The 26,860-nt window shown below is 73.3% G+C and carries 28 protein-coding genes; 14 read left to right on the top strand and 14 right to left on the bottom strand.

Annotated elements, in window-relative coordinates; genetic code table 11:
- Positions 1 to 27: 27 nt before the first annotated feature.
- A complete protein-coding gene (locus BUE48_RS15575) occupies positions 28 to 1,224 on the bottom strand; it encodes a L,D-transpeptidase (protein ID WP_041439846.1) in 1,197 nt (398 codons plus the stop codon).
- A gap of 169 nt (positions 1,225 to 1,393) precedes the next feature.
- Here BUE48_RS15575 and BUE48_RS15570 point away from each other — a divergent pair, with 169 nt between their 5' ends.
- On the top strand, positions 1,394 to 1,624 hold the full coding sequence (locus BUE48_RS15570; RefSeq protein WP_012853475.1) for a hypothetical protein: 231 nt from the start codon (positions 1,394 to 1,396) through the stop codon (positions 1,622 to 1,624).
- 28 nt (positions 1,625 to 1,652) lie between these two features.
- Here the strand turns inward: BUE48_RS15570 and galT are convergent, their stop codons facing one another.
- The 3 genes from galT to BUE48_RS15555 form a co-directional block, all read right to left on the bottom strand.
- A complete protein-coding gene (galT, locus tag BUE48_RS15565) occupies positions 1,653 to 2,687 on the bottom strand; it encodes a galactose-1-phosphate uridylyltransferase (protein ID WP_041439843.1) in 1,035 nt (344 codons plus the stop codon).
- 393 nt (positions 2,688 to 3,080) lie between these two features.
- Entirely contained in the window at positions 3,081 to 3,335 is a 255-nt protein-coding gene (locus BUE48_RS15560; RefSeq protein ID WP_012853473.1) for a DUF6343 family protein, read from the bottom strand.
- Between the two features lie 7 nt (positions 3,336 to 3,342).
- Positions 3,343 to 3,795: a YbhB/YbcL family Raf kinase inhibitor-like protein gene (locus tag BUE48_RS15555; protein ID WP_012853472.1), complete on the bottom strand. Its 453-nt coding sequence runs from the start codon at positions 3,793 to 3,795 to the stop codon at positions 3,343 to 3,345.
- Positions 3,796 to 3,982: 187 nt separating this feature from the next.
- Here BUE48_RS15555 and BUE48_RS15550 point away from each other — a divergent pair, with 187 nt between their 5' ends.
- From BUE48_RS15550 to BUE48_RS15530, 5 genes are all read left to right on the top strand, one after another.
- Entirely contained in the window at positions 3,983 to 4,108 is a 126-nt protein-coding gene (locus BUE48_RS15550; RefSeq protein ID WP_012853471.1) for a hypothetical protein, read from the top strand.
- Positions 4,109 to 4,122: 14 nt separating this feature from the next.
- On the top strand, positions 4,123 to 5,421 hold the full coding sequence (locus BUE48_RS15545) for an erythromycin esterase family protein (RefSeq protein ID WP_286990273.1): 1,299 nt from the start codon (positions 4,123 to 4,125) through the stop codon (positions 5,419 to 5,421).
- Positions 5,422 to 5,606: 185 nt separating this feature from the next.
- Complete coding sequence (locus BUE48_RS15540; protein WP_286990271.1) at positions 5,607 to 6,074, top strand: fluoride efflux transporter FluC; 468 nt, start codon at positions 5,607 to 5,609, stop codon at positions 6,072 to 6,074.
- Positions 6,071 to 6,427 (top strand): fluoride efflux transporter CrcB, encoded by a 357-nt coding sequence (gene crcB / locus BUE48_RS15535; RefSeq protein WP_286990269.1) that lies wholly within the window; start codon positions 6,071 to 6,073, stop codon positions 6,425 to 6,427. Before BUE48_RS15540 ends, crcB begins: the two co-directional genes overlap by 4 nt.
- Positions 6,428 to 6,538: 111 nt before the next feature.
- Positions 6,539 to 6,835, top strand: coding sequence for an MTH1187 family thiamine-binding protein (locus tag BUE48_RS15530; RefSeq protein WP_012853468.1), 297 nt, complete (start codon positions 6,539 to 6,541; stop codon positions 6,833 to 6,835).
- Between the two features lie 56 nt (positions 6,836 to 6,891).
- Here the strand turns inward: BUE48_RS15530 and BUE48_RS15525 are convergent, their stop codons facing one another.
- Both BUE48_RS15525 and BUE48_RS15520 read right to left on the bottom strand, forming a co-directional pair.
- Positions 6,892 to 7,680 carry a neutral zinc metallopeptidase gene (locus tag BUE48_RS15525; protein WP_286990267.1) on the bottom strand — a complete coding sequence of 263 codons (789 nt, stop codon included), beginning with the start codon at positions 7,678 to 7,680 and terminating at the stop codon, positions 6,892 to 6,894.
- A gap of 205 nt (positions 7,681 to 7,885) precedes the next feature.
- Positions 7,886 to 8,281 carry an STAS domain-containing protein gene (locus tag BUE48_RS15520; RefSeq protein ID WP_169313035.1) on the bottom strand — a complete coding sequence of 132 codons (396 nt, stop codon included), beginning with the start codon at positions 8,279 to 8,281 and terminating at the stop codon, positions 7,886 to 7,888.
- 586 nt (positions 8,282 to 8,867) lie between these two features.
- On the opposite strand from BUE48_RS15520, the gene BUE48_RS15515 reads away from it, so the two are divergent.
- The gene (locus tag BUE48_RS15515; protein ID WP_286990266.1) at positions 8,868 to 9,005 is read left to right on the top strand and encodes a hypothetical protein; all 138 of its coding nucleotides are present in this window, start codon (positions 8,868 to 8,870) and stop codon (positions 9,003 to 9,005) included.
- 207 nt (positions 9,006 to 9,212) lie between these two features.
- On the opposite strand, the gene BUE48_RS15510 is transcribed toward BUE48_RS15515, so the two are convergent.
- Entirely contained in the window at positions 9,213 to 10,034 is an 822-nt protein-coding gene (locus BUE48_RS15510) for an NUDIX hydrolase (RefSeq protein ID WP_012853464.1), read from the bottom strand.
- Between the two features lie 85 nt (positions 10,035 to 10,119).
- On the bottom strand, positions 10,120 to 12,111 hold the full coding sequence (locus tag BUE48_RS15505) for an APC family permease (protein ID WP_286990264.1): 1,992 nt from the start codon (positions 12,109 to 12,111) through the stop codon (positions 10,120 to 10,122).
- A 251-nt stretch (positions 12,112 to 12,362) separates the two neighbouring features.
- Between BUE48_RS15505 and ggt the strand changes: the two genes are divergently transcribed.
- The 3 genes from ggt (at position 12,363) to BUE48_RS15490 (ending at position 15,687) form a co-directional block, all read left to right on the top strand.
- Positions 12,363 to 14,207: a gamma-glutamyltransferase gene (gene ggt / locus BUE48_RS15500; protein ID WP_012853462.1), complete on the top strand. Its 1,845-nt coding sequence runs from the start codon at positions 12,363 to 12,365 to the stop codon at positions 14,205 to 14,207.
- A 45-nt stretch (positions 14,208 to 14,252) separates the two neighbouring features.
- Positions 14,253 to 14,642, top strand: coding sequence for a divalent-cation tolerance protein CutA (gene cutA, locus BUE48_RS15495; protein ID WP_012853461.1), 390 nt, complete (start codon positions 14,253 to 14,255; stop codon positions 14,640 to 14,642).
- Between the two features lie 136 nt (positions 14,643 to 14,778).
- The gene (locus BUE48_RS15490; protein ID WP_012853460.1) at positions 14,779 to 15,687 is read left to right on the top strand and encodes an oxygenase MpaB family protein; all 909 of its coding nucleotides are present in this window, start codon (positions 14,779 to 14,781) and stop codon (positions 15,685 to 15,687) included.
- A gap of 24 nt (positions 15,688 to 15,711) precedes the next feature.
- Here the strand turns inward: BUE48_RS15490 and BUE48_RS15485 are convergent, their stop codons facing one another.
- From BUE48_RS15485 to uraH, 6 genes are all read right to left on the bottom strand, one after another.
- Entirely contained in the window at positions 15,712 to 16,011 is a 300-nt protein-coding gene (locus tag BUE48_RS15485) for a metal-sensitive transcriptional regulator (protein WP_012853459.1), read from the bottom strand.
- A 101-nt stretch (positions 16,012 to 16,112) separates the two neighbouring features.
- The gene (locus BUE48_RS15480; protein WP_012853458.1) at positions 16,113 to 16,700 is read right to left on the bottom strand and encodes a histidine phosphatase family protein; all 588 of its coding nucleotides are present in this window, start codon (positions 16,698 to 16,700) and stop codon (positions 16,113 to 16,115) included.
- Positions 16,701 to 16,739: 39 nt separating this feature from the next.
- Positions 16,740 to 17,855, bottom strand: a complete 1,116-nt coding sequence (ald, locus tag BUE48_RS15475; protein ID WP_286990261.1) for an alanine dehydrogenase — start codon at positions 17,853 to 17,855, stop codon at positions 16,740 to 16,742.
- A gap of 141 nt (positions 17,856 to 17,996) precedes the next feature.
- Entirely contained in the window at positions 17,997 to 19,130 is a 1,134-nt protein-coding gene (locus BUE48_RS15470) for a glycerate kinase (protein ID WP_012853456.1), read from the bottom strand.
- A gap of 256 nt (positions 19,131 to 19,386) precedes the next feature.
- The gene (locus BUE48_RS15465; RefSeq protein WP_286990258.1) at positions 19,387 to 20,814 is read right to left on the bottom strand and encodes an NCS2 family permease; all 1,428 of its coding nucleotides are present in this window, start codon (positions 20,812 to 20,814) and stop codon (positions 19,387 to 19,389) included.
- Between the two features lie 172 nt (positions 20,815 to 20,986).
- The gene (gene uraH, locus BUE48_RS15460; protein ID WP_502694615.1) at positions 20,987 to 21,319 is read right to left on the bottom strand and encodes a hydroxyisourate hydrolase; all 333 of its coding nucleotides are present in this window, start codon (positions 21,317 to 21,319) and stop codon (positions 20,987 to 20,989) included.
- A 344-nt stretch (positions 21,320 to 21,663) separates the two neighbouring features.
- Here uraH and BUE48_RS15455 point away from each other — a divergent pair, with 344 nt between their 5' ends.
- From BUE48_RS15455 to BUE48_RS15440, 4 genes are all read left to right on the top strand, one after another.
- A complete protein-coding gene (locus tag BUE48_RS15455; protein ID WP_012853453.1) occupies positions 21,664 to 22,968 on the top strand; it encodes a helix-turn-helix domain-containing protein in 1,305 nt (434 codons plus the stop codon).
- Positions 22,969 to 23,193: 225 nt separating this feature from the next.
- Positions 23,194 to 24,420, top strand: coding sequence for a DUF5685 family protein (locus BUE48_RS15450; RefSeq protein WP_286990253.1), 1,227 nt, complete (start codon positions 23,194 to 23,196; stop codon positions 24,418 to 24,420).
- Between the two features lie 102 nt (positions 24,421 to 24,522).
- Positions 24,523 to 24,750: a hypothetical protein gene (locus tag BUE48_RS15445; protein WP_012853451.1), complete on the top strand. Its 228-nt coding sequence runs from the start codon at positions 24,523 to 24,525 to the stop codon at positions 24,748 to 24,750.
- Between the two features lie 13 nt (positions 24,751 to 24,763).
- Entirely contained in the window at positions 24,764 to 26,809 is a 2,046-nt protein-coding gene (locus BUE48_RS15440) for a bifunctional copper resistance protein CopD/cytochrome c oxidase assembly protein (protein ID WP_286990250.1), read from the top strand.
- Positions 26,810 to 26,860 lie beyond the last annotated feature (51 nt).

Raw genomic sequence — 26,860 nt, 5'->3', positions numbered from 1 at the left:
GCGCCTGGGCCATGTGTTGCAAAGGGTTCAGTTCAGGGCGCTGCCTTTCTTCCATTCCTTCCACGACAGCTGCCAGTAGCCCCAGCCGTTGTCCCATTCCAGCTCACGGCTGGTGCCGGTGATCTTGTAGATGTCGCCGCGCCGGGTGAACCGGTAGAACCAGGCGGCGTTCGCCGGGCTCATGTTCACGCAGCCGTGGCTGACATTGGCGCGGCCCTGCGCGTACACCGACCAGGGGGCGCTGTGGGTGAACTCGCCGCTGTTGGAGATCCGCACCGCGTAGTACACGTCCAGCCGGTAATACTCCGGATGCCCCTTGGGAATGCCGACCGTCGCCGAGTCCATGACCACGTGGTAGGCCTTCTCCATGGTCAGGTGGACGCCGCTGGTGGTGGTGTAGGCGTACTTGGTGGCCTTGCCCATGCTGACCGGGATCTTGCGGACGACCTTGCCGTTCTTGGTGACGGTCATCTGGTGGGTGCGGGCGCTGGCGGTGCTGATCTGCTCATCGCCCACCTTGAAACGCAAGGTCAGGTTGCGGGTGCCGTAGACGTCCTTGGCGGCCCGCACGCCCTTCATCCGGGCGGTCAGCTTCACCTCGGTGTGCGCGGGCCAGTACTTCTTGGTCCGGTAGATCACCTGCTGGCGGCCCACCCACCGCCAGGCGCCCTCCACCGGCTTGGACGCCGTCACCTGCAGGGCCCGCTCCACCTCGGCCTTGTTGTAGACGGGACGGTCGAAGCTCAAGATGATCGGCATGCCGACGCCGACCGTCTCGTCCTGCATCGGCGCCACGGCGCTGACCCGGATGGTCTCCTTGGGTTTGAGCGTGGTGAACGTGCTGGTGAGGGTGGCGGCCCGGCCGTCGGGGGAGACGGCGACGGCGGTCACCCGGTAGCCGGTGTCCGGGGCCAGCGTCCAGCGGGAGGTCCACCGGGTGCGGTCGGCGCTCAGCGTCCCCTCGACCCCGCCGTCTGCGACGCCGCCCTCGGCGTCCACCCGCTCGACCGTCACCTGCCGGATCGTGCCGCCCGCCGCCTGCACGACGATCGGGTGATCGGGGCGCGCCCGCTGCGTCCCGTCCGCCGGGGTGATGGTCAGCCGCGCCGGCTCGGGCGCCGAGCGGTGCCGGGCGGTCTCGGCGGCGCCGCCGGAGCAGCCGGTCAGGGCGAGCAGCGCCGCGGCGATGGCCGCCGCGGTCTTGCCGATGTGCAGGAGGTTCACTGGCTTGCCCCGCGCTGTGCGTTGCTCCCTCTTTCCGAGGGATCGGCCCTTTTCCTCACCGTAGAACGACATGCCCGGGTCAAGCGAGCCCAATGTCATCATCACTCGGTGTTAGATATCAGCTCCGGAGGGTGATTACATAGGGTCGTCGGCTGGTATGGAGCAGGACATGGGACGGCATAGACGAGGTCAACCCAGGGAGATCACGGTCGGTGAGCTGGTGGCCGCGTTGCAGCAGTTCGACCCGAAGCTGCGGGTGCGGCTGGCGGTCCAGCCCCGCTTGCCGCAAGAGCACCGGATCGGGCCGGTCGCCGAGGCCGACGGCCTGGTGTGGATCGGCGAGGCGGGGCACTGCGGGTACGCCCCCGACGAGGCCGCCGAGAGCCTCGGCTGGCGGTGAGCGGGGGCGGCCGGGCGCCGTGCGGCCTTCAATCCCCTGCCGCGCGCAGCAGCCTGGCCGCCTCCTCGGGGCGGACGTCGTTGATGAACGCCCCCATGGCCGATTCCGACCCGGCCAGGTACTTCAGCCGGTCGGCGGCCCGCCGGATGCTGAACAGCCGCAGATGCAGGTACGCCAGCTCCCGCTCGTGCCGCACCGGCGCCTGATGCCAGGCCGCCACATACGGCATGGGACGGCCGAAGAGCCGGTCGAAACGGCCCAGCACATCCAGGTAGAGCGCGGCGAAGGCGTCCCGCTCGGCCTCCTCCAGCGCGCAGATGTCCGGCACCCGCCGGTGCGGGTACAGGTGCACCTCGAACGGCCAGCGGGCCGCGTGCGGCACGAACGCCGTCCACAGCTCGTTGGCCGCCACCACGCGGGTGCCGGCCTCCCGCTCGGCCGCCAGCAGCTCGGCGAACAGGTCCCCGCCGGTGCGCTCGGCGTGCCGGCGGACGGCCGCCAGCATCTGCCGGGTGCGCGGCGGGACGAACGGGTAGGCGTAGATCTGGCCGTGCGGGTGGCGCAGCGTCACCCCGATCTCCTCGCCCCGGTTCTCAAAGCAGAAGACCTGTTCCACCCCGGGCAGCGCCGACAGCTCGGCGGTGCGGTCGGCCCACGCCTCGATGACCGTGCGCACCTGCTGCGGCGGCAGGTCGGCGAAGGACGCGTGGTGGTCGGGGCTGAAGCACACCACCTCGCAGCGCCCCCCGGTGGCGCCGGGCTGGAAGGTGGGGAACCGGTTCTCCAGCACCACCACCTCGTAGTCGGCGGCGGGGATCTCGGTGGGCCGTCCCGGCGCCGACGGGCACAGCGGGCAGGCGTCCTCGCCGGGCAGGAAGGTGCGGCCCTGCCGGTGCGCGGCGATCGTCACCCACTCCTCCAGCAGCGGGTCGTACCGCAGTTCCGAGACCGGCGGCGGCCCGCCGGCCGGCCGGGTGTCGACGGCGTCGCGGCCGGGGCGCTCGCACCGGTCGAAGTAGATCAGCTCCCGTCCGTCCGCCAGCCGGGTCACGGTGCGCCTCACCCGACCCACCGGGCCTCCCTTCCGCCTGCTCCCGGCGCCGGACGCGTCGTCCGCGCCGGTCCCCGAGCCTAGATCGCACCGGCCGGAGGAGGGGAATCCGGGCGGAGCCCGGCACACCGGGGCGTGCCTTCCCCGGGCTCGACGGAACCGCCGGCTCAAGCGCTCCGGCCGGGCGAGACCACGCCCCGGCCCACCGGCTCGGGGTCGGGCTGCGGCGGCGCCGGACCCGGGGCCGGCTCGGGCATCGGCCGGGGCGGCGGCATCGGGCCCGGCGGCTGCGGCGCCGGTTCGGGGGCCGGGCTCGGGCGCGGGGGCGGCTTGGGAACCGGCGACGGGTGCACCGCCCCGGGGAGAGGCGTTGCGGAAGCCATGTCGGCTCCTTCCTGTGATGGGTCATGGGGCGCGGCTGCGGCGGCGGAGCACCCACAGGTCGATGGCGGCGATCACCGCGACGGCCGCGCTGATCGCCGCCGCCGTCCAGAACCCCGCCACCGGGGAGGTGCCGCCGGCCGCCAGGACCCCGAACACCACGGCGGCGACGATTCCGGCGACCAGCGCCAGGCCGGACAGCACCATCCGCACCCCCAGCGGGCTGCGGGCGTTCAGCGGTTCGGTGCCGCGCGGCGGCCTGCGATCGTGCACGGGCATGGGAGGCTCACCTGCCGAACGTGCCGACCAGGACGCCTTCGCCGACCACCTTGTCCTCGATGGCCTCCTGCAGGTCGTCGGCGGTGAACCCGGGACGCAGGCCGGACGGCTCCGACAGCGCCGTCAGGCGGAAGAAGTACCGGTGCGGGGCGTCCCCGGCGGGCGGGTGCGGGCCGCCGTAACCGAGAGCGCCGTAGTCGTTGCGCCCGGCCACCGCCCCGGGGATCTCCTCACCGGCGTCGATCCCCTCGGTCTCGGGCGGGATCCCCGCCAGCAGCCAGTGCGCGAACGTCCCGCCGGGCGCGTCCGGGTCCTCGCAGACCAAGGCCAGCTCGACCGCCTCGTCGGGAACCTGCGACCACTCCAGCGGCGGCGAGACGTCCCCTGAGGCGTGGGAGTGCTCCCGCGGGATCGGCGCATGGTCGTCGAAGGCCGGGCTGTGCAGTTCGATCGTGTGCATGACCCCGGCGTGCCCGCTGCACCCCGTCCGACACGCCGCTTTCCCGGCGCGGAAAACAGGCCCCGGTGAGGCCGCCCGGCCGCGCCGGGGACGCGTGAGCGGGGCGTTCGCCGCATCGAACCCGGGAAACCGGGAAGGCGGGCGGAGACGGAAGACGGAACCGAGTGGCAGAACGGGGGAGATCCGGATGCACCGTCCGCGAACCCGCGCCTACGACGGCGCACGGGCCGAGACCAGGACGCAGCGGGAGGAGGAGGGAACCGCCTCCGGCAAGTGGGGCGGGTGGGCCGAGACCCCCCGAGACGAGCGCTGAGACCGGAGGCCGCCATGCTCAACGAAACTCCCGACGAGGCCGACATCTACGGCGCCGCCCTGCCGCTGGAGTACGAAAGCGACCTGGACCCGCTGCTGGCGCGCATCGGCGGCGCCCGCTGCGTCCTGCTGGGCGCGGCCAGCCACGGCACGCACGAGTACTGCGCCTGGCGGGCGGCCCTGACCCGGCGGCTCATCGCCGAGCACGGCTTTTCCTTCGTGGCGGTCGAGTGGGACTGGCGGGACTGCCGGCAGATCCGCCGCAGCGTCACCGGGACGCCGGAGGCGCCGCAGGACCCGCGCCGCGTCCTTGAGGCCCGCCGCCGCTGGCCCGCCTGGGTGTGGGCCAACGAGGAGACCGCCAGGTTCTGCCGGTGGCTGCGCGAGCACAACCTCGCCCACAACTCCGAGCTGCCGCCCCACCGGCGGGTCGGCTTCTACGGGCTGGACGTCTACGGGTTGTGGGAGTCGCTGCACACGGTGCACGCCTACCTGACCGAACACCACCCCGACTACCTCGGCATCGCCCGCAACGCCTACCGCTGCTTCGACCCCTACGGGGAGAACCCGCAGGTCTACGCCTGGAAGAGCCGGCTGGTCCCCGAAGGCTGCGAAGCGGAGGCGCTGGAGCTGCTGACCGGGCTGCGCCGCACCGCCGGCTCCGACGCCGTCGCCGAGGAGCTCGACGTCGAAAAGAACGCCGAGGCCGGCGCCGCCCGCTACTACCGGGCGATGCTCGAGGGCGGCCCGCAGGCCTGGAACCTGCGGGATGCGCACATGGCCGACACCCTGGACCGCCTGCTGGCCCTCCACGGCCCCCGGGCGCGGGCCGTGGTGTGGGCGCACAACACCCACGTGGGGGACGCCCGCGCCACCGCCATGGCCGACTCGGGAATGGTCAGCCTGGGGCAGCTGGTCCGGGAACGCCACGGCCGGGACCGGGTGGCCGTGGTCGGGTTCGCCGGCGGGCACGGCAACGTCATCGCCGCCTCGCACTGGGACGGCCCGATGGAGACCATGCCGGTGCCCGCGCCGATGCACGGCTCCCTGGAGGAGCTGCTGATGCGGGAGGTCGAACTGGACCAGGCGTTGTTCGTGTTCGCCGACGGGCCGGACCAGCCCTGGCTGACCGCCCGGCGCGGGCACCGCGCGATCGGGGTGGTCTACGACCCCGACCGCGACCACCGCCAGTTCGTCCCCACCACGCTCGCCGACCGGTACGACGCGTTGTGCTGGTTCTCCTGGACCTCGCCGCTGTCGCCGCTGCACCCGCAGCCCGTCCGGCGCGGCGAGGCCCAGACGCTGCCGGCGTGACCCGAGCCGCCCCGGACGCCCGGCCGGGCGTCCGGGGCGATGGCTCGTCCCTTTCTCCGCCGGGCACCGGCGCGGCGTGGCGGTTCACCCGGCGCCTGGGATCACGCGCTCGAAACGGCCCACTGCGAGGCGCGGCCTAGCCTGGGGTCGGAACCGGTCGATCGTGATGGCGGAGGAGGAGGGGCGTGCTCGACGCCGAGCCCATTCACTCGAACGTTCCGGCGCTGCGGCAAGAGCCGCGTCCTGCGCCGTGGGCCGTGCTCGGCGCCGTCTCGGCGGGCGGCGCGATCGGCGCGCTGGCCCGGTACGGCCTGACGGCGGCCTTCCCCGCGGGCCCGGGCGGCTTCGGCTGGGCGGTCTTCGCCGTCAACGTGGCCGGCTGCCTGCTGATCGGCGTGCTCATGGTCGCGATCACCGAGGTGTGGCGGGCCCACCCGCTGGTCCGCCCGTTCCTGGGGGTGGGCGTGCTCGGCGGCTTCACCACCTTCTCCGCCTACGTCATGGACGCCCACGCCGCGCTGAGCGCCGGTGCCCCGCGCACCGCGCTGGCCTATCTGGCCGGCACCGCCCTGGCCGCGCCGGCCGCCGTCGCCGCCGGCGCATGGGCGATGCGCTTGCTCGCCCGCCGCCTCACCGGGCAGGGGCGGCGGTGACCGCCCTGCTGGTGGCCCTGGGCGCCGCGCTGGGCGCGCCGCTGCGCTACCTGGTGGACCGCGCCGTGCAGGCCCGCCACGACTCGGCCTTTCCCTGGGGCACCTTCACCGTGAACGTCACCGGCTCGGCCCTGCTGGGCTTCCTGGCCGCCCTGCCCGCCGGGGAGGGGCTCACGGCGTTGGCCGGGGCCGGCTTCTGCGGCGCTTTGACCACCTACTCCACCTTCGGCTACGAGACGTTCCGCCTGGCCGAGCAGGGCGCCCGGACGCCGGCGCTGCTGAACGTCGCGGCCTCGGTCACGGCCGGGTTGGGCGCCGCCTATTGCGGCATGGCCCTGGCCGCCGCCTGCTAGGGCCGGTCCTGCCGAAGAGAGCGCCGTGCGGCGAGGCGGCCCGGAAGGTTCGAAGATCATGACAGGGGAGGCGCGGTCGCGGGGACCCGCCGTGGATGAGGAGGACGCAGCGTGCTGGTCGCTTTCTCAGTGACCCCGCTCGGAGCGGGCGAGGACGTCGGTGAGCTGGTCGCCGAGGCGGTGCGGGTGGTGCGCGCCAGCGGCCTGCCCAACCGCACCGACGCCATGTTCACCACCGTCGAGGGGGAGTGGGACGAGGTGATGGCCGTGGTCAAGGCCGCGACCGAGGCGGTGGCGGCCCGCGCCCCACGGGTCAGCCTGGTGCTCAAGGCCGACCTGCGGCCCGGTGTCACCGACGCCATGACCAAGAAGGTCGAGTCTGTGGAGCGGTATCTCAGCGGGGGCTGAGGCCCGCCCTCGTTGCGCCGTGCGGGGACCGCCGCCGTCCCCGCCGGGCCTTCGGCTCACGAGGAGGGCGCGTCGGGAATGCAGGCCCGCACGCCGCCGTCACGGCCCTTGCCGAACGCGGTGATCCGCTCGATGGGGTCGCCGTGGTCCTGCGGATCGGTCCATTCGCTGTCGTCGCCGATCACGACCAGGCCGTTGGACAGCTCCTTGACGTCGCCCTCTTCGAAGCGCAGGGTCCCGTCCGCCGCGGCCCCGTACAGCGCCGCGCCCGCCAGGCAGTCGGCCTGCAGCTCACTGGCCAGCGCCACGTGCTCCATCCGCAGCCGGTTCTGGATGGCGTGCCCCCACTCGTGCGCGATGACCAGGTAAACCCAGGCGTCGCCTTGGGTGTAGCCGGCGCGCATCAGGTTCTCGTCCCAGGCGATGTAGTCCTCCGGGACGCAGTAGAAGGCGTTGTTGGGGGTGGCCGGCTGCCCCGCGCAGGTCGGCGCGCTAGACAGGTCGTTGCCGTCGTAGCCGCCGTAGACCCGCGGCGAGGTGTAGGTGCCGGTGAAGAACTCCGACCAGTGGGTCCGCCAGTAGTCGTCGATTACCTGCGGCGCCCCGGTGATGTCCTGCTGATACTCGGTCTCGTCGATCTGAACGCCCTGGGCCGCGCCGTCTTCGTCCCGGCCGGCGGGCGGGGTGGGCGTGCCGGTGCCGCCTTCGCTCCGGGTGACGGCGGGGGTGGCGGACGCGGCCGGGCCGGCCTCGTCGACCTCGCCGACCTGAATGGTGCAGGCGCTGGAGGCCGTCAGCGCGACGCCCAGGGCGAAGGCGGCCAGGGATCGCCGGGGGATGTGCATCGTGTCTCTCCGTCAGTCGTCCGGCGCGCCGTGCGCGCGACCGATATGCCCTCTGACGGGGGAGAACACGGTTTAGATCCGGGCTTGGATGTGAACAAAGGCACCGGCGTGCGCACGAACAAAGGCGGTATTGGACGCGTCCAAAACGGGAGCGCCGGGCCTGCCGCTCCCCGGGGGCGGCCGGTGCGCGGGAGGGGAGGCGGCCTCAGCCGGCCGACTCCAGCCAGGCGTGGAGGTCGGCGTCGGTGGGCGGCAGCACCCGCCAGAGCGCCTCGTCCAAAGTGGCGCACAGCGGGATGCGCTCATGGATGTGGAAGGCTCGGAACAGGTGGCCCAGGAAGGGGCGCAGCCCGACGATCGCCAAGGCGACGCGGCGTTCGGCGCACCGGCGTTCCACGGCCGACAGCGTCCACAGGGCGCTGCCGTCGCAGAACGTCACCCCGCTCATGTCGAGGATCAGCGGGCGCCCGGCGTCCGGCGCCGCTTCCAGCAGCCGTTCCTGCAGCCCTTGACTGCCATAACAGTCGATCTCTCCGCACAGCAGCGTGACGGTGTAACGGTCGCCGTCCACCACGACCATGTCGACGGAGGAGTCTGCCACGATGACCTCACTGGGATTCTCGTGGCAAATCAGCATTGCGCCGGTGCGCATCCTTGCCAAGAGCCCACACGGGTAATTTCTGACACTGGACCGAGTGGGGTCCTTTCCGGCCCGGCTTTTTTCGTTTACGCGGGCTGTCCCAGGAGGGCTCTGCTTCCCGGGCGGAACCTCCGGCCCCGCCGCGGCCGGAGGGCGCCGCCGGACGCGCGGCTCGGCCCCGTGCGGATGCCCATCTCCCGCGCCCGGTTTTCGGGCTTGCTTTTTGTTTCATTGCGGCCTGGCGCCGCTGTCGCCCGCATGCGATAAAGCGACCGCCGACCGGGGGACTTCTGATCGACGGCGGAGTTTTCGTTTCAGTGATCCAGGCGAGGTGACCGGGCGGTATGCGGGTCCTTATAACCGGCTGACCGAATTTTCTGAACGGGGCGGCCACGGCGGGCGGCGTCTTGACCGCGGAGCCGGTCCGCAAAACGCCGAACGAAGCCGACGCGCCCTGCGATCCGGCCTGGAGCCCGGTATTCCGGCCGGCGGGACCGGGCCCGGCCGGGCCGGACCCGGCCTCCGTGCCGGCGAGCCGACGCTGGACGTGGCCGCGCTGCACTGGCACTGGGAGTGGCGCCTGACCGGACGCGCCGCAGCCGTGGCCTGGTACCTGCGGTCCGACTCCGGCCCGCCGCTCACCGAGGAGCTGCTGAGGGCACTGGACGTGCGCACGGCCGCCTGACCGTCCCCGGAGGGCACCGGGCGGCACCGCATCCTCAGGAGGCCGGGGCGTGATCGCGGTGACCGCTCTTGGCGCCGGTGGGTTGACGGCGTCCCACCGGTGATGCGCGGCCCCCACTGGTCGCGCCGCGGCGGACGATCGCTTCGGACCGGCTCCGGCCCCCGCGCACGGAGCCGGTCCGAAAAGCCGGGGCCGCGGCGGCGAGGTTCACCGCACCTGCTCTTCCCGGCTGGGACGCAGCAGGGCCGGATGCAGCAGCCGGGCGTCGCCGGCCCGGTAGAGCCGGGCACGGGGGCCGCCCCGCCGCCCGCCTCGCTCGGTGGTCTCCCCGGTGCTCTCCACAAAGCCCGGCACCGACAGCACCTTGCGGTGGAAGTTGCCGGCGTGCAGCTCCTCTCCCCACACCGCCTCGTAGACGGCGCGCAGTTCGGGGATGGTGAACTCCGGGGCGCAGAAGGCGGTGGCCAGCGGGGTGTACTCCAGCTTGCTGCGGGCCCGCTCCAGCCCGTCGGCCAGGATCTGCGCGTGGTCGAAGGCCAGCTTGCGGGTGGTGCCGGGACGCTGCGTCCCCGCCTCGGTCAGCCCGAGCGAGTCCACCGGCACCCAGGCCGCGTCGGCGGCGTCGCTGCCGGCCCGCGGGTCGGGCAGCTCGGGGGCGAACGCCAGGTAGGCCACGGAGATGACCCGCATCCGGGGGTCGCGGCCGGGCGCGCCGTAGGTGGCCAGCTGCTCCAGGTGCACCCGGGCCAGCGCGCCCTCCTCGGTGCTCAGCCCGGTCTCCTCGGCCAGTTCGCGGGCGGCGGCCTGCGGCAGGTCCTCGGCCTCCCGCACGCCCCGCACGAACCCGCCGGGCAGCGCCCACATGCCCGCGAACGGCGGGGCGCCGCGCCGCACCAGCAGCACATGCAGCGCCCCGTCGCGGATGGTCAGCGCCACCACGTCGACCGTGACCGCGACCGGGTCGTAGGCGCGCGGGTCGTAGGAGGCCAGGAACTCCTCCTCGCGCTGGGTGTCCGGCGTCCGCTTCACGACGAATCCTTCTCAAGGTGAGATTGTCTCTGGTTGAGAATAACTCAACTCGCGGCGGGACGCACCGTCCATCTCCGCTGTTCGCTCAGGGACGGCGGTATCCCCCGTAGGGGGGCTCGCCGGGCTCCTCCGGGTACGGCAGGTCCCCATCGGCGGGCCCGGCCGGGGTCTGCCCCCAGGGACGCCTTCCGCCCTGGACGTAGGGACGCGGCCCACGGGGCAGGCGGTCCTGGGGGAACTCCCCGTCACGCCCGCTCCTGCCCGGGGGAGGGAAGAGGGGACCGCTCTGCGGGCGGGGCGGCGCGGCCTCCTGGAAGGAGGACGGGGCGTGCGGCGGTGGGGCGCCTTGAGGACGGGGCGGTGCGGCATGCTGCGGCGAGGGGTGCGGATACGGCCCTTCCGGCCGGCGGTGTGCAGAGCCGGTGCCCCAAGGCGACTCCCCCGGGGAAGGGTACGGCGGGGAGGGCTGCACCCCGGCCGGAGCGGAGAAGGGCCGATCGAGAGGGCTTTGCCTGAGCGGACCCGCTTGCGGAGAGATGGGCGGAACGTCGAACGGGGAGCGGGCCGGGGGAGGGGACGAAAGCGCCGTCGCAGGGGCGGGCGGCCGGTCCAAAAGCTCGCGCAGGCGGCTGTGGCGCCGGCCGTAGAGCAGGTAGAAGACGAACCCCGCCAGCATCCAGACGCCGAAGTAGCTCCAGGTCTTCAGCTCCAGGTTGAGCATCAGCCAGGCGATGGACGCCATCGCCAGCATCGGTATCGTCGCCCCGCCGGGCACCCGGAAGGGCGGGCGCAGGTCGGGCCGCACCCGCCGCAGCGCCGGCACCGCGGCCGACACCGCCAGGAACGCGAACAGCGCGCCGATCACCACCAGCGGTTCCAGTGTCAGCACGTCCACCGTCTGCGACAGCACCACGGCCGTCCCGCCCGCCACCAGCGTGGCCCGGCTGGGCACCTGGTAGCGGCTGACCGCGGCCAGGCCCGAGGGGAGCAGCCCGTCGCGGGCCATGGAGAACACCACCCGGGTCAGGCTGATCAGCACCACGAAGATCACGGTGGTCAGCCCCAGCACCGCCCCGATGTCGGTCACCGTGCCCATCCAGCCGGCGCCCGCCTCGGCGAACGCCTGGGCGAACGGCGGGCGGGCCGGGTCCAGCTCGCGGTAGGAGATCATGCCGACCATGGCCACCGCCACCCCCACGTACAGCACGATCGTGATCACCAGGCTGGTCAGCAGGCCCTGGGGCACCTTGCGCGGGGCGTCCTCGGTCTCCTCGGCGGCGGTGGCGATCAGGTCGAAGCCGATGTAGGCGAAGGCGATGGCCGGGGTGGCGGCGAAGATGCCCCAGATCCCGAACGTCTGGGAGGGGTCGCCGAACAGCGCGGTCAGCACCGTCGGCTCGCCGCCGCCGGGAGCGGGCCGGGCGGGCGGGACGAACGGGGTGAGGTTGCCGGCGTCGAACAGCAGCAGCCCGCCCACGATGACCAGCCCGATCACCAGCAGCTTGGCCAGCACCATCGCCCACAGCGTGCGCAGCCCCACCCGGCTGCCGCTGGCCAGCAGCCCGATCAGCAGCACCAAGATGGCCAGGGCGAACACATCGAAGCCCCGCTCCTGCCCGACGACTCCCGCCAGCCCGGACGGCATCCCGATCGACAGGTCCTGCAGCGTCTGGACGGCGATCAGCGACCAGGCGCGCGCCACCGCGCAGGCGGCCAGCAGCAGCTCCAGGATCAGCGCCCAGCCGATGAACCAGGCCCACAGTTCCCCGAAGGCGACATAACCGAAGGAATAGGCGCTCCCGGCGACCGGCACCGCCGAGGACAGCTCGGCAAAGCACAGCGCGGCCAGCAGGCACACCGTGCCGGCGATCACGAACGATGCGATCACCGCCGGGCCGGCCGCGGTGGCCGCCTGCACTCCGGAGATCTTGAAAATGCCGGCGCCGATCATCACCCCCAGCCCGAGAATCACCAGGTCGCGCTTTTTGTACAGCACACGCAGCCGGTGCCGGCCGCCTCCGTAGTTTTGCGGGGCGGCCTGTTCCACGGGCAGCCGCCGCAGCAGATCGTTGCGCATGGGCGTCTCCAAGTCCGGGGCGTCGCCACACGCCGGCCGGTGCGGGCGGCCGAGGTGCGTTTCTGCGCGAGAGTCCGGGGCGTGGGAGACCAAAGAATGTCTAAAGTTCTAGTAAAGAGCAATCTCCTCTCCGGAGAAGTGATCAAAAAGCCATACAGCTCACTTGCCGCCGGCCGGGTCTGGCGGCGCTCTCGGCGGGGTAGTGGGACCGGAGAGACGGTGGTGGCGGCTGTCCATTTGCGGAGGTTCCCGTGCCTGCTGCCCTTTTCCGCAGGTCGGCGCTTGCCGGGACGCTGGTGATCACGCTGCCGTTGCCGGCCCCCGGCCCGGCCGGTGCGATCGCCCCGCCCTCTCCCGCCGAGCGGACGGACCGGCGGGCGCAGACTGTGGCGACCGGCTACGGCGGCGCGGTCTCCACCGTGGACGCCGACGCCAGCCGCACCGCCATCGAGGTGCTGCGCCAGGGCGGCAACGCCGCCGACGCCGCCGTGGCGGCCGCGGCCACCCTCGGGGTGACCGAGCCCTATGTGGCGGCTCTGGGCGGCGGCGGGTTCTTCGTCTACTACGACGCCCGGACGCGCCGCGTCCACACCGTGGACGGCCGGGAGACGGCACCGGCCAAGATGCACGCCCGCTCCTTCGTCGATCCGGCCACCGGCCGGGCCATTCCCTTTGAAGAGGCCGTCACCAGCGGGCTGTCGGTAGGGGTCCCCGGCACGGTCGCCCAGTGGCAGCAGGTCCTGGACCGCTTCGGCACCCGCCCGCTGGGCGCGCTGCTGCGGCCGGCGATCCGGGTGGCCGAGCGGGGGTTCGTGGTCGACCGGGAGTTTCACGAGCAGACCGCGCTCAACGCCGACCGGTTCGCCGCCATCACGCCGACGCGGAAACTGTTCCTGCCCGGCGGCCGCCCGCCGGCGGTCGGCTCCCGCTTCCGCAACCCCGACCTGGCCCGCACCTACCGCACGCTCGCCCGGCGCGGCCCCGCCTGGTTCTACCGGGGGGAGCCGGCCCGGGAGATCGTCCGGACCGTGCGGCATCCGCCGGTGGAGCCCACGGCCACCCGCACCGTCCGGCCCGGCCTGATGGAGCTGTCCGACCTGGCCGCCTACCGGGCGCCGCTGCGCCCGCCCACCCGCGTCACCTACCGGGGACTGGAGGTGTACGGGATGGCGCCGCCTTCCTCCGGCGGCTCCACGGTCGGCGAGGCGCTCAACATCCTGGACCGCTTCCGCCTTGACAAAGGCGACCCCGTGCAGGCCCTGCACTACTACCTGGAGGCGTCCCGCCTGGCCTACGCCGACCGCGGCCGTTACATCGGCGACCCCGACCATGTGGACGTCCCGCTGCGGGAGCTGCTCTCCCGCGGCTTCGCCCGCGAACGGGCCTGCCTCATCGACCCCGGCAAAGCCGCCGTCAGCCCGGTGCCGCCGGGCTCCCCCGACGGGGACTACCGCGACTGCGAGCCCGCCCGGGGCGAACCGCTCCGCCTGGGCCGTGAAGGACCGCAGACCACGCACCTGGTGGTCGCCGACCGGTGGGGCAACGTCGCCTCCTACACCATCACCATCGAGCAGTTCGGCGGCAGCGGCCTGACCGTGCCCGGGCGCGGCTTCCTGCTCAACAACGAGCTGACCGACTTCACGATGCAGCCGCCCCCGCCGGGCGCCGCGCCCGACCCCAACCTGCCCGGCCCCGGCAAGCGCCCGCGCAGCAGCATGGCGCCCACCATCGTGCTCAAGGACGGACGGCCGCTGCTGGCGCTGGGCTCCCCGGGCGGCTCCACGATCATCACCACCGTGCTGCAGATCCTGCTGGGCCGCATCGACTTGGGCATGGACCTGCCGGCCGCGCTGGCCGCCCCGCGCGCCACCCAGCGCAACACCCCGCAGACCTTCGCCGAGCAGGCGTTCCTGGACGCCTACGGGCCGCGCCTGCGCTCTCTGGGGCACGAGCTGGCGCTTTTCCCCGGCCCGCCGGCCGGCCAGATCGGCGCGGCCACCGCGCTGGAGTTCCTGCGCCCGGGGCTGGTGCAGGCGGTGGCCGAACCGCACCGCAGGCACGGCGGCAGCGCCATGGTGGTCAGGCCCGCTCACTGAGCGGAAAGCCGACTACGATCGTCGCTTAGGGGAAGGAGCAACGGCATGCCCCAGGCGTACCTACAGGTGACCACCACGACCGACTCCCGCCAGGAGGCGGCCGCCCTCGCCAAGTCCGCGGTGCGCGAGCGCCTGGCGGCCTGCGCCCAGCTCGTCGGCCCGATCTCCAGCACCTACTGGTGGGAGGGCGAGATGGAGACGGCCGAGGAGTGGATGGTGGTGTTCAAGACCACCGCCGACAACTTCGAAGAGCTGGCGACGCTGATCACCGAGCTGCACTCCTACGACACCCCGGAGATCATCGCCACCCCCGTGGTGGCCGGCAGCAGCGACTACCTGCGCTGGGTCAGCGAGCAGACCAAGCCGGTGGAGACGGCGGACGAAAGCGCCGCCCCGCGCCGGGAACAGGCCGCCCAGCCCAGCGCCTCCGGCTGACTCCGTCCCGACCCGACCTGTCAGAGCAAACCGGGCATCTCGGTAAAAGATGTGATCTACCTCATGACAGGGGGGTAAGTCATTCATTACGCTCGTGTTTCCACATATCCGGGTATGGGACGGACGAGGTGGTGACATGGGCGGGCTCCGCGAGATGGACGGCAAGCGCGGCTCGGACCGTGCGGCGGGCGCCGATCGCCCCGGCGACTTCGGTCTGTTCGGACCGGGCTCGGTGACCTGGCGGGTGATGGGCGAGCCGGTCATGATGATCGGCGGCTTCCGGGCGCTGCTGCTGCAGGCGCTGCACCCGCGCAGCATGTGGGGCACCGCGCAGAACTCCGAGCTGATGAACCCCGACTCCGCCTGGCAGCGCCTGGCCCGCACCATCGAGTTCGTCCGGGTGCGCACCTACGGCTCGCTGGAGGAGGTCGAGCGGATCGGCCGCCGGGTCCGCAAGATGCACGCCAAGCTGGAAGGCCTGGACATGCGCACCGGCGAGGTGTTCCGCATCGACGACCCGGAGAACCTGCTGTGGGTGCACATGGGCGAGGTCGACTCCTACCTCGACATCGCCCGCCGCGCCGGGATCGTGCTCAGCGACGCCGAGGCCGACCGCTTCGTGGACGAGCAGCGCCGCGCCGCCCAGGTCGTCGGGCTGGACCCGGCCGACGTGCCGGCCTCGGTGGCCGAGATGCGCGACTACTACGCGATGATGCGGCCCAAGATCTGGGCGTGCAAGGAGGCCCGGGAGGGGCTGCGGCGGCTGTTCAACCCCCCGGTGCCGCGCCCGATGCTGCCGCTCAAGCTCGCCGCCCCCAGCCTCGCCACGCTCACCGTGGCCACGCTGCCGCGCTGGGCCCGCCGCATGTACGGGCTGCCCGGCCTGCCCACCTCCGACCTGGCGGCGACGCTGACCCTGCAGGCGATGCACCGCGGCACCCGGGTCATCCCGGCCCGGCTGCGCTACTCCCCGGACGCCAAGCGGGCGCACGAGCTGATCCGCGCCTACGAGGCGGAGGCCAGGAGCCTGGGCATGGCCTCCTGAGGGCGCCGGAACCCGCGGCCGCCCTCAGCCGCGGCGCATCAGCCGTCCCACCGCGGCCATCAGCTCGGTGGACATCTCATCGGCCTTGCCCTCTTGGGCGCCCTCGGCCACGCAGTGCCGCACATGCCCGTCCAGCAGGCCCAGCGCCACCTTGTCCAGCGCCGCCTGGACCGCGCTGATCTGGGTGAGGACGTCGATGCAGTAACGGTCCTCCTGGACCATGCGCTCGATGCCGCGGACCTGCCCCTCGATCCGCCGCAGCCGCGTCTGCAGCTGGTCCTTGGTCGCGGTGTACCCGCGCGTGGGAGCCCCGTTGGCCGCCATGGTGGGTGTCGCCCTCCCCGTCTGGGTCTGTGCTCGCCGCACTCAGGGTATCCACCCCTGGGGGGTATGAGCTCTGTCCGGGAGGTGAGGTCGGCCGCCGCTCACACCGGCGTGTTCCAGGAGGTGATCACCGGGCGGCCGTGCTCGGTGCCCAGCGTGCCGGCCGTCCCGGTGTGCAACGCGAACAGCCTGCCGCTCGCCGGCGGCAGCCCCAGCCACCGCGCGGTCAGCACGCGCAGCAGATGGCCGTGCGCCACCACCGCCACATCGCCCTGCTCCAGGTGGGGCCGGATGCGGCCCAGCACGGCGTCGCAGCGCTCACCGACCTGCTCCACCGACTCGCCGGGATGCTCGGCGTCCCCGGGGATCACCCCGTCGGCCCACAGGTACCAGCCCGGCCGCCGCTTGCGGATCTGGGCGCTGGTGAGGCCCTCATAGCCGCCGTAGTCCCACTCCCACAGGTCCGGGTCGATCTCGACGGCGCTCAGCCCGGCGAGCTCGGCGGTGCGCCGGGCCCGCAGCGCCGGGCTGCACACCGCGTGGACCACCCGCCGGCGCGCCAGATAGGGCCCCAGCGCCCGGGCCTGCTCCTCGCCGCGGGCGGTCAGCGGCAGATCGGTGCGCCCGGTGTGCCGCCTGGCCCTGCTCCACTCGGTCTCGCCGTGCCGCAGGACGATGATCTCCCCCATGGCGATCACCTTAGGGGAGCGGTGCGCCGGCGGAGGAGGTCAGCCCAGCACCGAGGCGAGGTCGATGTGGTCCAGGCCGTGCGCCTCGGCGACCTCGGGGCGCACGAGGTGGCCGTCGTGGACGTTCAGGCCCGCCGCCAGCGCCGCGTCCTCGCGCAGCGCCCGCCGCCAGCCCTTGTCGGCGATCGCCAGCACGTACGGCAGGGTGGCGTTGGTGAGGGCGTGGGTGGAGGTGCTGGGCACCGCGCCCGGCATGTTGGCCACGCAGTAGAACAGCGACTGGTGCACCCGGAAGGTCGGGTCGGCGTGCGTGGTGGGGCGGGAGTCGGCAAAGCACCCGCCCTGGTCGATGGCGATGTCCACCAGCACCGAGCCCGGCTTCATCGCGGCCACCAGCTCGTTGGAGACCAGCTTGGGGGCCTTGGCGCCGGGGATCAGCACCGCCCCGATCACCAGGTCGGCCTCGCGCACCTGCCGTTCGACGGCATAGGCGCTGGAGACCAGCGTCTTGATCCGCCCGCGGTAGAGGGCGTCGATGTGGCGCAGCCGGTCGACGTCGATGTCCAGCACGGTCACCTCCGCGCCCATGCCCGCCGCGATCTGCGCGGCGTTCAGCCCGGCCACGCCGCCGCCGATCACCGTCACCTTGGCCGGGGCGACCCCGGGCACCCCGCCGGGCAGCACCCCGCGCCCGCCGGCAAAGCGCATCAGGTTGTAGGCGCCGACCTGCGGGGCGATCCGCCCGGCCACCTCCGACATGGGGGCCAGCAGCGGCAGCGAGCGGTCGGGCAGCTGGACGGTCTCGTAGGCGATGCCGGTCACCCCCGCCCGCAGCAGCGCGTCGGTGCAGGCCCGGGAGGCGGCCAGGTGCAGGTAGGTGAACAGCGTCTGGCCCGGACGCATCCGGTGGTACTCCTCGGCGACCGGCTCCTTGACCTTCAGCACCAGCTCGGCCTCGCCCCACACCTCATCGGCGGTGTCCAGGAGCTTGGCCCCGGCCGAGGCGTACTCGGCGTCGGGGATGGACGAGCCCGCCCCCGCGCCCCGCTCGATGAAGACGTCGTGGTGCCGGCGGGTGAGCTCCAGCACTCCCGCGGGGGTGATGGCCACCCGGTACTCGTGGGTCTTGATCTCGCGGGGAATGCCGACCTTCACCGTGCCCTCCGGGGTCCAGGATGTCCGTTTTCCCCAGAGTGCGGCCGGGTATGCCGGCGGGGCTATGAGCAGCCTGTCGCGCAGTTCCGCCGATTGCCGACAGAGTGTAAAGCCCCGGGGAGCGCCGCCGAGGAGGGCGTATCAGGCGACCGGTCCGAGGCTGCTCGGCGGCAGCCACTCGTCGGCGATCGCCACCGTGAGCTGTTCCAGCAGCGGGCCGGCCTGGCGCATGCAGCGTTCCATGTCGGGCTCGATGTCGCTGAGCGCATAGGCGGCCTGGATGCGGGCGCGGCGCAGCTGCTCGCCGGTCAGCCCGCGCCGCCCGGCCACCGCGATCACCGGGACCCCGGCGCGGGCGGCGGCCCTGGCCACCCCGATCGGCGCCTTGCCGCGCAGCGACTGGGCGTCCAGCGACCCCTCCCCGGTGATCACCAGCCGGGCGCCCTTGGCCTTGTCGGCGAACCCCAGCAGATCCAGCATGAACGAGATGCCCGGCTGGATCTGGGCGCCCAGGAACACCAGGGCGGCAAAGCCCAGGCCGCCGGCCGCCCCGGCCCCGGGCCGGTCGCGGGCGCTCTTGCGGGAGACCGCCTCGGCCAGGTCGGCCCAGCGCCGCAGCCCGGCCTCCAGCACCCGCACCTCCTCCCGTCCGGCGCCTTTTTGCGGCCCGTAGACGGCGGCGGCCCCGTTGCGGCCCAGCAGCGGGTTGTCCACGTCGCTGGCGATGATCACCTGGACTCGTGACAGGTCCGGCAGGCCGCGCAGGTCCAAAGCGTGCAGGGCGCGCAGCGCGGCGCCGCCGGGCGGCAGATCCCGGCCGGTGGCGTCCAGCAGCCGCCCGCCCAGCGCCTGCACCATCCCGGCGCCGCCGTCGGTGCAGGCGCTGCCGCCCAGGCCGAGCACGATGCGGCGGGCGCCCAGCCGCAGCGCGTGCGCGATCAGCTGCCCGGTGCCCAGGCTGGTGGCGCTCAGCGGGGCGGGCCTGCCGCCGGGCAGCAGCCGCAGGCCGGAGGCCGCGGCCATCTCCACCACGGCGGTGTCGCCGTTCATCGCCAGCGCGGCGGTGACCGGCTGCCCGGTGGGGCCGGCCACCTTCACCTCCACCCGCCGCCAGCCGGCCGCGATGACCGCCTCGACGGTGCCGTCCCCGCCGTCGGCGATCGGCAGTTCCACGATCGGCACCTGCGGCCGGGCCCGCCGCAGCCCGTCGGCCAGCCGGCGGGCGACCTGCGGCGCGCTCAGCGACCCCTTGAACTTGTCCGGAGCCACCAGCACATGGCCGCCGGCCGGGACCTGCCCGGGGGAGGATGCCGAGGGGGATGCTGTGGAGACCACTGCCACGCCTTTCACGCCTGATGTCACGCCCGATTCCACGTCCGATGAGGTCAGGCTCTGCCTTCTGCTTACGTCACACCGGGACCATTTGACACCTCGCGGGGACCCTACGTCGTGCGGTCTGAGATTCTCAGTATCCGTTCCCCGCCGCACTTTCCGGCGCGGCCGCCGCGGCGTCAAGGCCGGGCGGCGGGCCTCAGCCGATGCCCAGCAGCAGTTTGATCGGGTGGAGGGCGAAGTAGGCGGCGAACACCGCGGCGGCGATCCACAGCGGGTAGTGCACCTCGCGCCAGCGGCCCCGGCCCGCCTTGATCAGCGTGTAGACGATCAGGCCGGCGCCGATGCCGGTGGTGATCGAGTAGGTGAACGGCATCATGACGATGGTCAAGAAGGCCGGGACGGCCAGCTCCAGATCCGACCAGTCGATCTTGGAGACCTGGGTCATCATCAGCGCCCCCACCAGCACCAGGGCGGGTGAGGCGGCCTGGGCGGGCACCACGGCCGCCAGCGGGGTCAGCAGCAGGGTGCCCAGGAACAGCGCCCCGGTGAACATGTTGGCCAGGCCGGTGCGGGCGCCCTCGCCCACCCCGGCGGCCGACTCCACATAGACGGTGTTGGCCGAGGAGCTGGTCAGCCCGCCCAGGGCGGCCGACAGCCCGTCGGCCGCCAGGATCCGCCCCAGCCGGGGCACCCGGCCCCGCTCGTCCACCAGCCCGGCCTCGTCGCTGATGCCCAAGATGGTGCCCATCGCGTCGAAGAACCCCGACAGCACCAGGGTGAACAGCACCACCAGGGCGCTGAGGAAACCGGCGCGGACGAAGCCGCCGAACAGGTCCACCTGCAGCAGCAGCCCGAAGTCGGGGGCGGCCACCAGCTCCTTGGGCATCCGCGGGGTGACCACGCCCCAGCCGCCTTCGGGGATGCGGGCGTGGGTCTCGATGACGATGGCCAGCGCGGTGCCCACCACGATCCCGATCAGGATGGCGCCGGGCACCCCCCGGGTGTACAGCACGATCATCAGCAGCAGTACCACTGCGAACACCAGGGACGGCCAGGTGTTCAGCGAGCCGGCGGCGCCCAGCGCCAGCGGGGTGCCGCCGGTGCCGGCGGTGACGAACCCGGCGTCCACCAGCCCGATCAGCGCGATGAAGGCGCCGATGCCGACCGCGATGGCGTGCTTGAGGGACAGCGGGATGGCGTTCATGATCCGCTCGCGCACCCCGGTGACCGCCAGCAGCACGATGACCAGGCCCTCCAGCACCACCAGGCCCATCGCCTGCGGCCAGGTCATCTGCGGGGCGGCCTGGTAGGCGACCACCGCGTTGATGCCCAGCCCGGCGGCCAGCGCCAGCGGGGCGTTGCCGACCAGCCCCATCACGATGGTGGCGATCGCCGCCGACAGCGCCGTCATCGTGGTCAGCTGCGGGATCGACAGCCTCGCGCCGGTGACGTCCTGCGCCCCGCCCAGGATGATCGGGTTGAGCAGGATGATGTAGGCCATCGCGAAGAAGGTGGTGACCCCGCCGCGGGCCTCGCGGGCGAGTGTGGTGCCGCGCCCGCTCAGGTCGAATAACCGCTCCAGCGGGCCCCCCGCCCGTCGCGGCCCGGTGCCGGCGTGCACCATCAGGACGTCCCCCGATCATGCTCGCGCGGTACGACGCGGGCGGCCCGCCCCTGGTCGCCGCCCGCGTCGCCGCGTACTCAGATTAACTGCCCGAAATGTGTTCTGGGCTCACCGGAACCCGTTTTAGCGAATGTCCTGTGGTGTCCGGCTGTGACTTTTCACAACCGGAGGCCTAGCTTCCCCGGTAAGTGGAGTAGCCGTAGGGGCTCACCGCCAGCGGCACGTGGTAGTGCTCGGCCGGGTCGGTGATCTCGAAGATCACGCAGATCTCCGGGTAGAAGGCCGGCACGCCCAGCGCGGCGAAGTAGGGGCCGGTGCCGAAGCGCAGCCGGTGCACCCCGGCCGACAGCTCCGTCCCGCCGCCGGGCAGGTCCTCCAGCCGGCCGTCGTCGCCGGTCAGGTCCTCGGCCAGCGGCTGCCAGGTCCGTCCGTCGTAGCGGTCCAGCCGGACCGGCACCTTGGCGGCGGGCCTGCCGCGGTGGGTGTCCAGGACATGGGTGCTCACACTCAAGGGCGCTCCAGAACTCCTATCGGGACGCGGGCGGGCGGCTCTGCGGCGGCGCGGGCCGCCCGGCGCCGCGCGGCCCTCCCGCTCCGCGAGTGCCGTTTTGCACGCCCTCAGTAGAGCATCCGCACCCTGCCGTCTCTACTGGTGGGACGCTCATCACGGTTCTGTATCACGGTACGGGAGGACCCCTCGCCATCAGGGGTGTTCGTGAATACGCTGCGATACCTACGCGGAGAGCGACCGAGCGGCGCGGCCGCCTCTTCAGCGTTCGGGGGTCTGTGGGGAAGAGTCGGGAATCACTACCGTGTGCACACCCCCGCATGCGGTGAGTAAGGGGCTTCGTGGTGGCCGGACAGGAAACTCTCGGACAACGCATACGTGCGCTGCGTATCCGTCAGGGTGTCAGCCAGGCGCAACTCGCCTTTCCCGAGCTGTCCGACAGCTATATCTCACTGATCGAAAGCGACAAGCGGGTGCCGGCCCCCAGCGTGATCGAGCTGCTGGCGGCCAAGCTCAATTGCTCGGCGACCTACCTGGTGAGCGGGGTCAGCGAAGAGGTCGTCGACGAGCTGCGGGTCACCTTGGACTACGCCGAGATCGCGCTGCAGAACGGCGCCGCCGAGGAGGCCCGCGCCCGCTTCGCCGAGGTGCTGTCCAACACCGACGCGGTGGCGCTGCCGGAACTGCTGCAGCAGGCGCGCTGGGGGCACGCGCTGGCCCTGGAGGCGGCCGGGGCGCTGGAGGAGGCGATCGCCGAGCTGCGCCAGCTGACCGCCGAGACCTCCCCGGAGGCGGACCTGGAGCAGTGGGCCAAGGTGCACGTGGCGCTCAGCCGCTGCCTGCGCGAACGGGGGGACATCAGCGCCGGCGTCGAGGTGGCCGAAGAGGCGCTGCGCAAGCTGATCGCCTCCGGGGCGGACTCCACCGACGGCGCGGTGCACCTGGGGGCGTCCCTGCTGGCCGCCTACATCGAGCGCGGCGACCTGGTGCGGGCCCGCCAGCTCGCCGACCAGCTCATCGCCCGGGCCGAGCGGATCGGCAGCCCCCGGGCGAAGATGGCCGCCTACTGGGAGGCCGCCTACGTCGCCGAGGTGCGCGGCAACTACGAAGAGGGCATGGAGCTGGCCGAGCGGGCGCTGCCGCTGGCGGGCGCGATGGACGACCCCCGCAGCGCGCACCGGCTGCGCATGGTCTACGCCGGGCTGCTGCTGCGGGCCCGGCCCGAGCAGGCCGAGCAGGCCCGCGAGATGCTGCTGCGCATCCGCGAGCAGATCGACTCCAGCTCCGCCGGGGAGATCGACGTGGCGCTGTGCCTGGTGGAACTGGCCCGCGCCGAGATCGTCCTCGGCCGGCCCGCCGAGGCGGTCACGCTCGCCCACGAGGCGTTGGACCTGCTCGGCGACAGCCCGCGCCGGGCCGGCGCCTGGGCGCTGACCGTGCTGGGCGAGGCGTACGTGCGGCTGGGCCGCACCGAGGACGCCGTGGAGGTGCTGACCCGGGCCGCCACGCTCATGGAGGAGATGGAGTCCTCCCGGGAGGCCGCGCAGGCCTGGTTCGACCTGGCCGAGCTGCTGGGGGAGACCGGCGCGGCCGACGGCCCGCGGCTGGGCGCCTACCGGCGCGCCCTGGCCTGCGCCGGGCTCTGACGACACGGCCCCGCCTCAAGGGACGGGCGCCTTGGCGGGGGCGCAGCGTCCCCGGGGCGGGGCCACATGTGGTCTCGGCATGACCGAAAGCGACTTTTCGGCCTGTAACGGCTCTATGATCGTCCGCGCCGGACGGGCGGTCCGTCGCCTCCCGGCGGGATGAGATCGCGCCGCGGCCCGGACCGGAGCGCCCGGACGCCCACGGGGCGAGGCGAGGGGAGAGGGATGTTCGGAGTCGTACGGCCGTGCCGCCACGTGATGTGCCGGTCGCTGTTCGAAGGCTGGATGGCGCACCTGTGCGGGTTGTGCCTGACGTTGCGGGCCGAGCACGGACAGGCCGCCCGGCTGGTCACCAACTACGACGGCCTGCTGGTGTCGGTCCTGGTGGAGGCGCAGGCCCCGGAGCGTTCGCCCCACCGCAAGGCCGGTCCGTGCGCGCTGCGGGGAATGCGGACGGCCCGCGTGGTGGACGCCCGTAGCGAAGGCGCCCGGCTGGCGGCGGCGGTGTCGCTGATGCTGGCGGCGGCCAAGACCCGCGACCACATCGCCGACGGCGACGGGGCCTACGCCCGCGCCCTGGTGGCCGCCGGGGCGAGGCGGCTGGCCGGCCGCTGGGAGGCCGCCGGGACGCGCACCGGGCGGGCGCTGGGCTTCGACGCCGGCGTGCTGCGGGAGGCGGTGAGCCGGCAGGCGGAGCTGGAGTCGGCCGGCCGGCCGCTGCGGCTGCTGGAGGTGACCGAGCCGACCGAGACGGCGGTGGCGGCGGCGTTCGCGCACACCGCCGTGCTGGCGGGCAAGCCGCACAACGCCGAGCCGCTGGCGGAGGCCGGGCGTTTCTTCGGCCGCCTGGCCCACATCCTCGACGCCGTGGAGGACCTGGAGCAGGACCGGGCCTCGGGCGCCTACAACCCGCTGATCGCCACCGGCACGGACCTGGCGACGGCCCACCGCCATTGCCGGGACGCCCTGCACGGGCTGCGACTGGCCCTGGCCGACCTCGACCTGGCCGACGACCGCCTGGTCAAGGCGCTGCTGGAACGCGAGGTGGCGCGCTCGGTGGAGCGGGTCTTCGCCGCCTACCCCGGCCCGCCGCAGGGCGGTGGTCCCTACGGTCCGCCCCAGGGGCCCTATGGCCCCGCCCCGCAGCAGCCCTACCCGCCGGCCGGGCACCCGCCGTCCGTCCCCATGGGGCCCGGAGCACCCGGAGGGGGCTGGGGCGGTGGCGGCGGCGGTGGCGGCTGGTACGGCAAGGGGCACGGCCGTCCCAAGCGCCCGCCCTTTCCGATCCCGTGCCTGGCCGACACCTGCGTCTGCCTCAGCTGCGGGCTCTACCAGCCGAAATGGAGCAAATACCGCGGCAAGAGCTGCGGCGACCGCTGCTGGTGCACCCGCGACGGCGACTGCTGTGACTGCTGCGAGGGCTGCGGCAACTGCGGTAACTGCTGCGACTGAAGCGGGCCGGTCCGGTCGCCTGCGGGGGCCGTCGAGGGCTGGGGCGAACCTCAATAGGGTAGAGGGCGCCCCAGTCCGTACCCGGAGACCAGCGACGTTCCCATGACCAGTTCCAAGGCGCGCATCGGCGCCCTCGCCGCGATCCTGCTGACCTTGATGGTGGCAATGGCCGTACCCGCCGCCGCGTCCGTCTCGTCCACCGAAAGCACACCCATAGCCCAGAAAACCTCCGGCGGCGCCCCCAAGTGGCTGATGATCGGCAGCGGGCTGCTGCTCGGCGTGGGCATCGGCGGAGCGCTCACCCTCCTGCGCAAGGACTCCTCCAAGTGACCGGGGGCGCGCGATGAGCAAGGGCGTGGCACAGGTGGCGCGGGCCGCCGCGATCGCCGTCGCGGCGGCGGGCGCGGCGCTGGCGGCGGCGATGGTGGCCGGCGGCGCGGCGGCCGAGGAGATCGTCCCGGGGATCGGGGACGCGGGCGCGCTGACCCGCTGGGGACTGCCGGTCGCCCGGGTCGCCATGCACGCGGCCGCCGCGCTCACCGTCGGCGCGCTGCTGGCCGCCACGATGCTGCTGCCGCTGGAGGTCGCCGGCGGCAAGGGCCGGCTGTCCGCCGACGCGCTGACCTATCTGCGGGCCGCCTCCTGGCTGGGGGCCGGCTGGGCCGCCGCCGCGGCGGCGGCGCTGGTGTTCACCGTCTCCGACGTGCTCGGCGAGCCGGTGGGGCAGGTGCTGACCGGCAACCGGCTCAGCGGCTATGTGGGCGACCTGCCGCAGGCCACCGCGCTGATGCTGGTGATCTTGCTGGCGGTGCTGGTGGCGCTGCTGGCGCGGACCACCGCCACCGTGAACGGGGCGGCGGGCCTGCTGGTGACGGCCCTGGTGGCGCTGCTGCCGCCGCCGCTGACCGGGCACGCCGCCTCGGCCGGCAACCACTCCCTGGCGGTCACCTCGATGGCGCTGCACGTGCTCGCCGTGGCGCTGTGGGTCGGCGGGCTGGCGATGCTGGGCCGACACGTCCTGACCGGCGGCGGGCGGCCGGAGATCATGGCCGGCCGCTACAGCCGCATGGCCCTGTGGTGCTACATCGTCGTCGGGGTCAGCGGGATCGCCGGCACCATGGCCCGCCTGCCCGGCCCGGCCGAGCTGGTGACCACCTCCTACGGCCGGCTGGTCCTGGCCAAGATCGTCCTGTTCGGGGCGCTGGGCTGGTTCGGCTGGTGGCACCGCCGCCGCACGCTGCCGCAGCTGGCCGAGCGGCGGCCCGGCGCGTTCGCCCGGCTGGCCGCGGTGGAGGTGGCGGTGATGGCCGCGGTGCTGGGGGTGGCGACGGCGCTGGCCCGCACCGCCCCGCCCGCCCCCCTGCTGGACGAGAACGCCGTGCAGGTGCTGCTGGGCTACCCGATGCCGCCGCAGATCACCTTCGGCCGCGTCCTGACGCTGTGGAAGCTGGACTTCTTCTTCGCGCTGCTGGTGGTGGTGCTGGGCGGCCTGTACCTGGCGGGGGTGGCGCGGCTGCGCGCCCGCGGCGACCGCTGGCCCATGCTGCGCACCGTCTCCTGGTTCTTCGGGCTGCTGACCATCGTGCTGGTCACCCAGAGCGGGCTGGCGCGGTATGCGCCGCTGCTGTTCAGCATGCACATGGTGCAGCACATGACGCTGAGCATGCTGACCCCGATCTTCATGGTGCTCGGCGACCCGATCACGCTGGCGCTGCGGGCGATCAAACCCGCCCCCGTCCGCGGCGACCGCGGCCCCCGCGAATGGCTGCTGGTGCTGCTGCACAGCCGGTACGTGCGGGTGATCTCGCACCCGGTGGTGGCCGCCGCGATCTTCGTGGTGACCACGTTCGCGCTCTACTTCACCCCGCTGTTTGCGAACGCGATGCGCAACCATCTGGGGCACATCGCGATGGAGATCCACTTCCTGGCGGCCGGGGCGCTGTTCTTCTGGGTGCTGATCGGGGTCGGCCCCACCCCGCGCAAGGTCCCGTACGTGGCCAAGCTGGTGACGCTGTTCGCCACCATGCCCTTCCACGCCTTCTTCGGGATCGCGCTGATGAGCCTGGGCGAGCCGCTCGCCGAGGGCTGGTACCGGTCGGTGCATCCGGACTGGGCCGCCTCGATACTGTCCGACCAGCACGCCGGCGGCGCCATCGCCTGGGGCTTCGGGGAGATCCCCACCTTCATCGTCCTGCTGGCCCTGGTCGTCCAGTGGTTCCTGGACGACCAGCGCACCGCCCGCCGCGAGGACCGCAAGGCCGAGCGGGCCGCCGCCCGCCACGAGGAGGACGAGCTGGCCGCCTACAACGCCCGCCTGGCCGCCTTGGCCCGGCGCGACGAACGCATGAAGAAGACCGCCGGCGGAGGGACCGGGGAGGGCGGCTCCTAGCCGCGCCGCCCTTTCCCGGCGGGGCCCGCTGTCAAGGGGCGGGGCTCAGCT

Origin of the sequence: Thermomonospora sp. CIF 1, assembly GCF_001896795.1 — a bacterium.
Lineage (GTDB): Bacteria > Actinomycetota > Actinomycetes > Streptosporangiales > Streptosporangiaceae > Thermomonospora > Thermomonospora curvata.
The sequence above is the reverse complement of the archived record's forward strand: the minus strand, read 5'-3'. Positions and strand labels throughout refer to the sequence as shown.

Excerpts from the sequence above, each read along its gene's own strand:
- BUE48_RS15570 (WP_012853475.1), top strand. The coding sequence starts at position 1,394 with ATGGGACGGCATAGACGAGGTCAACCCAGGGAGATCACGGTCGGTGAG.
- BUE48_RS15560 (WP_012853473.1), bottom strand. The coding sequence starts at position 3,335 with ATGCCCGTGCACGATCGCAGGCCGCCGCGCGGCACCGAACCGCTGAAC.
- BUE48_RS15555 (WP_012853472.1), bottom strand. The coding sequence starts at position 3,795 with ATGCACACGATCGAACTGCACAGCCCGGCCTTCGACGACCATGCGCCG.
- BUE48_RS15550 (WP_012853471.1), top strand. The coding sequence starts at position 3,983 with ATGCACCGTCCGCGAACCCGCGCCTACGACGGCGCACGGGCCGAGACC.
- BUE48_RS15545 (WP_286990273.1), top strand. The coding sequence starts at position 4,123 with ATGCTCAACGAAACTCCCGACGAGGCCGACATCTACGGCGCCGCCCTG.
- BUE48_RS15525 (WP_286990267.1), bottom strand. The coding sequence starts at position 7,680 with ATGCACATCCCCCGGCGATCCCTGGCCGCCTTCGCCCTGGGCGTCGCG.
- BUE48_RS15505 (WP_286990264.1), bottom strand. The coding sequence starts at position 12,111 with ATGCGCAACGATCTGCTGCGGCGGCTGCCCGTGGAACAGGCCGCCCCG.
- cutA (WP_012853461.1), top strand. The coding sequence starts at position 14,253 with ATGCCCCAGGCGTACCTACAGGTGACCACCACGACCGACTCCCGCCAG.
- BUE48_RS15490 (WP_012853460.1), top strand. The coding sequence starts at position 14,779 with ATGGGCGGGCTCCGCGAGATGGACGGCAAGCGCGGCTCGGACCGTGCG.
- BUE48_RS15485 (WP_012853459.1), bottom strand. The coding sequence starts at position 16,011 with ATGGCGGCCAACGGGGCTCCCACGCGCGGGTACACCGCGACCAAGGAC.
- BUE48_RS15480 (WP_012853458.1), bottom strand. The coding sequence starts at position 16,700 with ATGGGGGAGATCATCGTCCTGCGGCACGGCGAGACCGAGTGGAGCAGG.
- BUE48_RS15465 (WP_286990258.1), bottom strand. The coding sequence starts at position 20,814 with ATGGTGCACGCCGGCACCGGGCCGCGACGGGCGGGGGGCCCGCTGGAG.
- BUE48_RS15450 (WP_286990253.1), top strand. The coding sequence starts at position 23,194 with ATGTTCGGAGTCGTACGGCCGTGCCGCCACGTGATGTGCCGGTCGCTG.
- BUE48_RS15445 (WP_012853451.1), top strand. The coding sequence starts at position 24,523 with ATGACCAGTTCCAAGGCGCGCATCGGCGCCCTCGCCGCGATCCTGCTG.
- BUE48_RS15440 (WP_286990250.1), top strand. The coding sequence starts at position 24,764 with ATGAGCAAGGGCGTGGCACAGGTGGCGCGGGCCGCCGCGATCGCCGTC.